At 66.4% G+C, this 4170-nt stretch carries 2 protein-coding genes and 2 pseudogenes; all 4 read right to left on the reverse strand.

The annotated features are described in order from the left end of the window. Nucleotides 1-205 (reverse strand): hypothetical protein (locus tag CSW58_RS15295; protein WP_236627779.1); only part of this gene is annotated, 205 nt, incomplete at its 3' end. A gap of 266 nt (nucleotides 206-471) precedes the next feature. Then, entirely contained in the window at nucleotides 472-1629 is a 1158-nt protein-coding gene (gene rodA, locus CSW58_RS10720; protein WP_099447276.1) for a rod shape-determining protein RodA, read from the reverse strand. 4 nt (nucleotides 1630-1633) lie between these two features. Beyond that, nucleotides 1634-3629: pseudogene (gene mrdA, locus CSW58_RS10725) on the reverse strand (penicillin-binding protein 2); the annotation flags it as partial. A 6-nt stretch (nucleotides 3630-3635) separates the two neighbouring features. Beyond that, nucleotides 3636-4149: pseudogene (locus tag CSW58_RS10730) on the reverse strand (hypothetical protein); the annotation flags it as partial. Nucleotides 4150-4170: the final 21 nt, after the last annotated feature.

Here is a 4170-nt window from a genome sequence, read left to right on the forward strand (position 1 = left end):
TTAAAGAAATTAAAATTCGCAATATCCACCACATCCCCACAAGACCAAGAGCATCAAAGACGGCTGAAACAAGCACTACGCCGACAAAAAATGGGGTGGTTATCGCGAGTATTGGACCCAAAGCGATCATTCCCAGCCCAGAAGGCTTTGATCCCCTGTAGGCTAGAGATTTGATGAATTCATCGTATTTTTTAAAAATGCTCACGTCCACCTCATGCCTTAAAATTTGGATTTGCCGAGAAATGGAGGGCCGAATTTACGAGGAAGGTGGCATTCGAATTCAAAGCAGGCCAGAAGAGGGAAAAACGGTCTATATCGATAAACAGTAATATAAAATGTCGATAGCGAGTGCTTTTCTCCGCTTCTATCCCAGATCCGACGGGGACAAACCTCGGCGGCAGAGGCCTCCCCCTCCACCGTTCGGAAAAACGCACAGCGCTGAGGACTTCTCCCGCAAGGGAGAAGCACACCCTACATCAACGAGCCCTTGCCGCTGGTCACCTCGGTATAGCGGTGCACCCGCGTGGCCTGGACCAGGCCGAAGCCGACCATCACCGTCAGCATGACGGTGCCGCCATAGGACAGCATCGGCATCGGCACCCCGACCACCGGGGCCAGGCCCATGACCATGGCCCCGTTGATCAGCACATAGAGGGTGAAGGTGGCGGTGACCCCGGCGGCGGCCAGGCGGCCAAAATGGCTGTGGCTGATCGAGGCGATGCGCAGGGCCATGAAGATGACGATGCCGTAGAGCAGCAGCACCGAGAAACAGCCGACGAAGCCGAACTCCTCGGCCAGGGTGGCGAAGATGAAGTCGGTCTGCTTTTCCGGCAGGAAGTTCAGCTGGCTCTGCGAGCCCAGGCCGAAGCCCTTGCCCAGCAGGCCGCCCGAGCCCAGGGCGATCTTGGACTGATAGATGTGATAGCCCGAGCCCGACTGGTCGGCCTCGGGATTGAGGAAGGTCAGCACCCGCTTGCGCTGGTAGTCGTGCAGCACGAACAGCACGAAGGGCGGGATGGCCACCAGGGCGGCGGTGACGCCGGCCAGGATCACCTTCCAGGACAGGCCGGCCAGGATGACGATGGCCAGGCCGGTCAGGGCGATCAGCATGGCGGTGCCCAGGTCGGGCTGGTGGGCGACCAGCAGCACCGGCATGCCGATCATCAGCACCGGCACGATCAGTCGCCAGGAGAACTTGGCGCTGTCGGCCGACAGCCCGTGATAATACCGCGCCAGGGCCAGCACGACCCCGACCTTCATCACCTCCGAAGGCTGGAAGCGCAGCGGCCCGATCACCAGCCAGCGCTGGGCTCCCAGGGCCGCGTCGCCGAACAGCTCCACCGCCACCAGCAACAGCAGGCCGACGATATAGATCGGATAGGACACCGCGAACCAGACGCGCAGGTCGACCATGGCCAGGCCGACCATGATCACGAAATAGATCCCGAAGCGGATCAGATGCTTGGCCGCCCAGGGCTCCCAGGACGCGCCGGCCACCGAGAACAGCATCAGGCTGCCGGCGCCGGCGATCAGGCACAGCATCAGGCACAGGGTCCAGTCGATCTCCATGAACTTGATGATCGGCCGGTCGCGTTCGCCGGGCCGGCTGAGGCCGCCGCTGAGGGTCATCGGGGGGTGCTCCTGGAGACGGCGGCGGCGGGGCGCCCTCGACCGGGGCCTCGGGGGCCGCGCCCTCGACCACGCCGTCATCGACCTGGGCGTCGGGCATAGGCGTCGGCCGCTCGATCCGTGCACGGATCTCCGGGTCCTTCAGCAGGGCCACGCGCATCACTTCACGGGCCCGCGGCGCGCCGGCCGTGGCCCCGCCCATGCCGCCGTGCTCGATGATCACGGCCACCGCGTAGCGCGGCGCGTCATAGGGGGCGAAGGCCACGAACAGGTTGTGGTCCTTCAGGCGCCAGATGGCGCCGGAGCCCTTGCGGTTGGCGACCCCGTCATAGCTGCGAACCTGGGCGGTGCCGGTCTTGCCGGCCATCTGCACGTCGCCCAGGCCCAACTGGCTCTGGCGATAGGCGGTGCCGCGCACGTCATTGGCCACGGCCGCCATGCCGCCGCGGACATAGTCCAGATGTTCGGCCGGGAACGGCAGGTCCGGCACCGCCGCGCCGCTGGGCCGCTCGACGCCGCCGACCGACTTGATCAGCCGCGGATTGAGGGCCTTCTTGCCGTTGGCCAGGCGCGCGGTCATTACCGCCAGCTGCAGGGCGTTGACCGTCAGGGCGCCCTGGCCGATCGCGTAGCTGGGGGTTTCGCCCGGAAACCAGGTCTGGTTGGCGGGGTTCTTCTTGTAGGCCCGCTTCTTCCAGGCCCGGTCGGGGACCAGGCCCTTCTTCTGGCCGGGAATGCCGATGTCGAAGGTCTCGCCAAAGCCCATGGCCCGCGCCGCCGTGGCGATGGCGTCCGGCCCGATCTTCAGCGAGGTCTGGTAGAAATAGATGTCGCAGGAGTTCTTGATGGCGTCGTGCAGGTTCTGCGAGCCGTGGCCGCGCGGCTCCCAGCACCGCCAGGTGCGGTTGCCGTAGTACCAGCTGCCGCCGCAATGGATGCGCGCCTCGGGATTGATGCCGGCGGTCAGGGCGGCCAGGCCGACGGTCGGCTTGAAGGTCGAGCCCGGCGGATAGGTGCCGCTCAGCGCCTTGTCCAGCAACGGCTTGCGCTCGTATTCCGCCAGGGCCTTGTATTCCGGGCCGGACAGGCCCTTGACGAAGCGGTTGGCGTCGAAGCTGGGGGCCGAGACCATGGCCAGCAGGTCGCCGTTGCGGATGTCCATCACCACGATGGCGCCGCTCTCGTCGCCCATCACCTCGAGCGCCCGGTTCTGGATGTCGGCGTCGAGGGTGAGGCGCACCTCCTGGCCCGGGGTTGGCGCAATGTCGCCCTCGGGATCCAGGCGCACCACCCGCCCTCTGGCGTCGACCTCGGACTTGGTGGCCCCCGGACGGCCGCGCAGATCCCGGTCCAGGGCCTTCTCGACCCCCTGCTTGCCGATCCGGAAGCCCGGATGGTGCAGCAGGTCCTGGTCGGGCTCGTCCTTGGCCTTTTCCAGGTCCTTGTCCGAGACCTTGGCCACATAGCCGATCACGTGGGCGAAGGCCCCGCCGAACGGATAGACCCGCACCTCGCCCATGTCGGCGGTGACGCCGGGCAGTTCGGGCGCGCGGATATTGACCCGGGAGAACTCCTCCCAGCTCATGTCCTCCATCACCGCCACCGGCGCCTTGCGCGGGGCGCGGGCGATGTCCTTTTCCAACCGGGCCCGGCGGGCCGGATCGATATGGACCAGCTGGCCGATGTCATCGAGCGTGCGCCCGATGTCCATGCCCTTGTCCTTAGTGACCATCAGCCGGAAATTGGGCCGGTTGGACGCCAGGGGCGTGCCGTTGCGGTCGAGGATCAGGCCCGCGCGGCGGGGCGATGAGCCGGAAATTGAACTGGTTGCCGGCCGAGAGCTTCTGGTAGCGCTGGGCCTCGACCAGCTGCAGCTGGGCCAGGCGCGCGCCCAGGGCCAGCAGGCCCGTGCCCGCCACGGCGCCCATCAGGAAGGCCCGGCGGTGGAATACCCCCTGCCGTTCATTGACCTCGAAGAAGAAGATTGAGGGCTCGCTCATGCCCTCACGGAAACGCACGTCGGCGTCGTCGAAACGCTCGATCAGCCGATGGGCGAAGGGAAACAGCAGGGCGGTGACCAGGAACTGCCAGAACACCGCCAGCAGGCTGGGCATGGCCAGGCTGTCGAGCATGGTGAACAGGAAGCCGGCGATCATCGCCACGCCGGTGACCCCGGCGAACCAGGCCCACATCATCGGCCGGCTCTGGCCGGTCATCATGTTGCGGCCGGCCAGGGCCGTGGCGTAGGCGACCAGCAGCGACAGCGCCCACAGGCCGCTCGGACCGCCCCAGAAGGTGTCGAGGAACAGTCCCAGGATCAGCAGGGCGAAGGGCGCCAGGATCGAGGGCCGGATCAGGGCCCAGGCGAAGGCCGGCACCATGGCGAAGACCGGTTTCGGGCAGTTGCAGGCCAAACAGCCGCAGCGGCGCGCCGAACAGGATGGTGGCCAGGATGCAGATCAGCAGCGGCACGCCCAGCCAGCGCCAGGGATGCAGGGGACGCGCGCCGCCCATCCTCATACGCCGCCCCCGGCGACAGCG

The organism is Caulobacter sp. B11, from assembly GCF_002737765.1.
In the GTDB taxonomy this organism is placed as follows: domain Bacteria; phylum Pseudomonadota; class Alphaproteobacteria; order Caulobacterales; family Caulobacteraceae; genus Caulobacter.